We start from the raw sequence: 4,486 nt of genomic DNA, 5'->3' as shown, positions 1-4,486 counted from the left end.
ATCTTCTGATGGTCGTCACCAAAGCCCGGCACGGTCTTGCGGAACTTGGCGGCCGTGGGATTGTTGGAGGCCAGGGCCCGCTCCCCCGCCGCCGGAATGATGTAGTCGCTCAGCTTGGGCAGTTTATGCACGTCCAGCTCGCAGATCGAATCCTCTGAAAGCACGGCCATGCCCAGGGAGCAGATGGTCTCGGGAATGCCGTGGTTGACCTCGGGGTCCACATGGTATGGGCGACCCGACAGGACCACGCCCTTGACCCCGTATTCCTGCATGTAGGCCAGGGCACGAAGTCCCTCCTGGCGGACATCCTCCTTGAACCGGGCATCCTCACGGTAGGCTTCCTGGACAGCCGTCCGGGCCTCTTCCTCGCTCACCTTGGCCCAGTCGAAGACCTTGACGATCCGCTCGACCATCTTCTCCTTGTTGGACAGGTTGAAGTAGGGCCGCATGAAGCGGACGCCGTTCTCCTTGAGCTCGGCCATGTTGGCCTCGATCACCACCGGGTAGTTGGCCACGATGGGGCAGTTGTAGTGGTTGTCCGTATCGGGAACCAGCTCCTGCTCATAGGTGACGCAGGGATAGAAAATGGTCTTGATGCCCTTGTCGACCAGGGAGTGAATGTGCCCGTGGACCAGCTTGGCCGGGTAGCAGATGTTCTCGGAGGCGATGGACTCCATCCCGCTCTCGAAGAGCTCGTGGTTGGACCGCCCGGAAATCATCACCCGGAAGCCCAGTGAGGTCAGCAGGGTGAACCAGAAGGGGTAGTCCTCATACATGTTGAGCACACGGGGAATGCCGATATCGCCCCTGGTGGCCTTGTCCGGGGTCAGTCGACGGTAGGCGAAGGCCCGCTTGTACTTGAAATCGTAGAGGTTTGGTCTGTCGGAGCGCTTCCTGTTCTTGTCTCCGCCACGTTCGCAGCGATTCCCGGTCACGTAGCGTCCGCCATCCTCGAATTCGGTGATGGTCAGCTTGCAGTGGTTCTGGCAGAGCTTGCAGACATCGTGGGTGGTGGTCATGGAGAGGTTATCCAGATCGTCCCCTGCCAGTATGGAGCTGACCACATGGCCGTTCTCCACTTTCAGACCAGGCAGGGTCGTCTTGAAGCCCTGGTCGTTCTTGGAGGCAACGTTGGCCGAGGCGTTTGCGCCAATCTTGTTGGCGGCGGCCGGCGACAACCTTGACCTGGTGGAAGCCGGAGCCATATTAGGGGTAGTGGGCGTGCTGCCCACGGACTTTCCCCCGTCGACCACGTTCACTGAAGGGTGGGCCATCTGGGAGCTGACTGCAGCAAGATCCGCGACCTCTTCATTCTGTGGGCAGTGCATGCGGGCCGTCAGCGCAGCGCCGTAGGCTCCCATGAGCCCGGCGATGTTGGGCCTGGTCACCTTGCGACCGGTCAGGAGCTCGAAGGCCCGCAGAACGGCATCGTTGAGGAAGGTCCCTCCCTGGACCACGACCACCGGCCCCAGAGCGTTGGCATCACGCAGCTTGATGACCTTGTAGAGGGCGTTCCTGACCACCGAGTAGCAGAGCCCAGCAGCAATGTCCTCCGGGGAGGCGCCCTCCTTCTGAGCCTGCTTGACCGAGGAATTCATGAAGACCGTGCAACGGGAGCCCAGATCGGTCGGGGCTTCGGAGGCCAACGCCTGCTTGGTGAAGTCTTGGATGCTGATGCCCATGGACTGGGCAAAGGTCTGCAGGAAAGACCCGCAGCCTGCCGAGCAGGCCTCATTGACGCAAATCGAATCGATGACCCCATCGTTGACGGCGATGTACTTCATATCCTGCCCGCCGATGTCGATGACCGAGGTAACGCCGGGGCTGATCTCCTCAGCTGCACGATAGTGGGCCATGGTTTCGACCACACCCTCGTCAACATGCAGGCCGGCCTTGACCAGGCCCTCACCATATCCGGTAGCGCAGGCACGGGCGATATAGGCACCCTCCGGCAGGGACTTCCTGACCTCCTTGACGATGTTGGCGGCGGCGATCAGCGGACTGTCCTTATGCACTCCGTAGGTGGACCAGACGATGGTCTTGTCGTCGTTGATCAGGACGGCCTTGATGGTGGTGCTGCCCGCATCAATGCCCAGGAAGTGCGGCCCCTTGGCCCCAGACAGATCCCCGGTGGGGATGATCTCGGCACCATGCCGGTCGTTGAACTCCTTGCGCTCGTCTTCGTTCAGGAAGAGCGGGCGTATCGTTCTGGCCGTGGATGGCATGTTCTCCAGGCCCTTCAGGGCTGAGAGGACGCCATCCAGCGATGTCAGATCAAAGTTCATCTCTTGATTTTGGATGGCATTTTTGGCGGTTTCTGTCGCCGGAACCTTATTCTCACCGTCCACCAAGGTAGTGGTGCGGCCGTCCTGCATGGCATCCTGCAGAGCCATCTTGTCCAGGCTCGAAGCCTTTTCGGACCGCGCCTTGTCGACCTCCGCCTGGTCCAGCCCCCAAGCCGGACCGAAGGGGTCGTTCACATCGGTTTCTGGCGAGTAGTCGGTCTTGACCTGCGCTGCATTATCCTGGTCGTCCTGCTCCTGACGACCAGCCATGATGGCAGCGCCATAGGCCACATAGAGGTGCGCGTTTTCAGGGATGATATAGCGGCTGACCCTGTCCTGGAGGATCCGCTTGAAGGCTTCCCTCAGCTCACTCATAAAGAAGAGGGGCCCGCCCAAAAAGATCACGTTGCCACGGATGGGACGCCCGCAGGCCAGCCCGGATATAGTCTGTGTGGCAACGGCGTTGAAGATTGATGCAGCCAGATCCTCCTTGGCGGCTCCATCGTTGATCAGGGGCTGGAGGTCGGACTTGGCGAAGACCCCGCAACGCGATGCGATGGGATAAATGGTCTTGTATTTGGAGGCCATATCGTTCAGGCCTGAAGCATCGGTGTTGAGCAGAGTCGCCATCTGATCGATGAAGGCTCCGGTCCCTCCTGCGCAGGATCCGTTCATCCGCTGCTCCGGAGTAGGCTTCAGGTAAGTGATCTTGGCATCCTCGCCGCCCAGCTCGATGATCACATCCCCTTCGGGATAGGTGGCGTTGATGGCCTCGGTCTCGGCGATGACCTCCTGGGCGAACTCGGCCTGAAGCTGGCTGGCCAGTTCCAACCCGCCCGAGCCGGTGATCACCAGGCTGATGGGATTGCCGGCCAGACCAACCCGTGACAGGGAAAGCTTGATATCCGTGACCAGCTCCGCCACGCACTGCCGCACATTGGCGTGGTGGCGGCGATAGTCGCTGAAAAGCGCCTGATCCAGCCTGTCCCCTGTGCCAAGAACCACGGCCTTGACTGTGGTGGAACCGATGTCCAAACCCACACGCAGGAGATCCCGCGGTCCTGTGCCCTTATATCGACCCGCTATGTCGACGCCATCAGACATGAAACAACCTCAATCCGTGAGACCGCCGCATGATGGGGTTGAAAAGCAGACACCACATCATATCCGGCTTGCTTTATTTATGCTACCGCCAGAGCGTGAATAACTTTTGCAATATCGGGGAATCAAGACTGTCACCTTTGACACAGTCGCCAGCAAAACTGCTGCCGGTACAGGCAAACCATAGACTAGTGCAGCTGCATCCAAGCGTTGGTTGCAACCTTTGCCCTCCACGCTTTCGCCTCAGTCCCAGCCTCCTTGCAAGTGGGAAAATGCCGCTGTGCCCTCGGCGAAATCGACTCAGGAGCAGCCGGCAGAGGGCCTGTAGAGGACTTGCAGAGTATATGGAATTGTCCCCGTATTGAGAGACCCTGAAAGAACGTTTCCTTCTCCGACCAACCCGAATACCGCCTTGTACAGGCTATGCCAGATGAGTTGGTCGGGCTGGCGGAATCGAAGGTCAGGAGGCATCAGGTGCGAGCATACATGGGTTCGAGCATGCAGGGATCAATGGGCGCACCTGCTGGACCAGCATCGTCAGGACTGGCCCCCAAACCCTTGGATCAGCTGCCCCGTTTGGCACGCGATACCACCGAGGAAGACCCCTGGCCGGTCAGCGTACTCAGCCAGAAGTACCACGACGCAGTGGCCCGCTGGCCCGGAGCCTGGGTGGAGGGACAGATCGTGGAGATCAACACCCGCCGGACTGGTTCCGCCTATCTGACCCTGCGCGACAACTTCGAGGATATCTCCATCAACGTCATGGGCTTTCGAGCATTCGCCGCCCAGGCCCGAGAATTCCGCCAGGGCGACCGGGTGGTGGTCCACGGAAGGCCTGACCTCTGGATCAAACAGACCCGTCTGAGTTTCATGGCCGACCGGATCAAGCGTGTAGGCACCGGCGATCTCAAAGAGCAGATCGACCAGCTTAGGCGCAAGCTCAAGGGCGAGGGCCTCTTTGACACGGAAAACAAGGTTCCCCTGCCCGAGTTCCCCCGACGTATCGGCCTGATCTGCGCACCCAAGGCCAGAGCCGAGGGGGATGTAATCACCAACGCCCGTCTTCGCTGGCCCACCATTGAATTCTCCGTTGTACATGC

At 60.0% G+C, this 4,486-nt stretch carries 1 protein-coding gene and 2 pseudogenes; 1 reads left to right on the top strand and 2 read right to left on the bottom strand.

Annotated features, from left to right (window positions below; genetic code table 11):
• Positions 1-130: 130 nt before the first annotated feature.
• Both AC0AP0_RS09350 and AC0AP0_RS09345 read right to left on the bottom strand, forming a co-directional pair.
• A pseudogene (locus AC0AP0_RS09350) lies at positions 131-1,067 on the bottom strand (acyl-CoA dehydratase activase-related protein); the annotation flags it as partial.
• Positions 1,068-1,318: 251 nt separating this feature from the next.
• Positions 1,319-3,389: pseudogene (locus AC0AP0_RS09345) on the bottom strand (acyl-CoA dehydratase activase); the annotation flags it as partial.
• Positions 3,390-3,896: 507 nt separating this feature from the next.
• On the opposite strand from AC0AP0_RS09345, the gene AC0AP0_RS09340 reads away from it, so the two are divergent.
• On the top strand, positions 3,897-4,486 hold a 590-nt coding region (locus AC0AP0_RS09340; RefSeq protein ID WP_490430266.1), incomplete at its 3' end, for an exodeoxyribonuclease VII large subunit.

This window comes from Bifidobacterium sp. POST2/T3 (B1) (genome assembly GCF_058197115.1).
Note: the sequence above shows the minus strand (reverse complement) of the source record. Positions and strands in the feature narration are given on the sequence as shown.